The organism is Streptomyces hilarionis (genome assembly GCF_024539675.1).
GTDB lineage: Bacteria > Actinomycetota > Actinomycetes > Streptomycetales > Streptomycetaceae > Streptomyces > Streptomyces hilarionis.
On record NZ_JAHHIT010000390.1, the window covers coordinates 1 to 676 of the forward strand.

General features: G+C 54.3%; 2 protein-coding genes. Both read left to right on the top strand.

Going from position 1 to position 676, the window contains the following annotated elements; translation table 11 throughout:
* The coding region (locus tag KMS84_RS43680; RefSeq protein WP_256921258.1) for a hypothetical protein at window positions 1-234 on the top strand (234 nt) is incomplete at its 5' end.
* Window positions 235-248: 14 nt separating this feature from the next.
* Complete coding sequence (locus KMS84_RS43685; RefSeq protein ID WP_019819621.1) at window positions 249-461, top strand: CopG family ribbon-helix-helix protein; 213 nt, start codon at window positions 249-251, stop codon at window positions 459-461.
* Window positions 462-676: the final 215 nt, after the last annotated feature.

Genomic DNA, 676 nt, shown 5'->3' on the forward strand with positions numbered 1-676 from the left:
CATCGAAGCACGCAAGAACTGAATCAAAAATCAGAGCAAAACGTGCCGCACTCTTTGGCGTTGCTTGCTTCTGCCGAAGCGGCGGAATGGCGCGCCAATGGACTCAGAAAAAATGGCGATTATGCCGAAGCACGCCAAGCCAGCGAACGTGCCATTACGTTACGCCAAGCGGCATCGGAAGCTGCTGTGATTGAACGCCGGCAAGGCATGCACCTTGTGCAGCCAATTGGTTAGAAGTAGCAGTCTTCATGGCAACTACCGCAAAAACTCGATCCGTCACCGCTCATGTACCTATGCAGTTAGCCGAAAAGGTAGATTTAATGGCTGAGCGGCTGGAGCGCTCCAAGAATTGGATCGTCAAGCAGACTCTGGCTGCTTGGATAGACCAAGAAGGGGGGCGCAGTCGCCTGACACGCGAAGCGTTGGCCGATGTAGACGCTGGTCATGTGATTGACCACTAAGCTGTCCAAGCCTGGGCCGACAGCCCCAACACCGAATCGCCATTAGCAATCCCGAATTGATGGAGTTGAATTGCACCAGCAAAGCGCTTTCTGACCTTGCTCGCCTATATGAATTTCTGGCGACGGTGGTGGATCAGCCTGCCGCTGCTCGTACTGTACAGCAACTAACAGTTGCCCCGACAACGTTGCTGGCAAATCCACGCATCGGTGAGCGG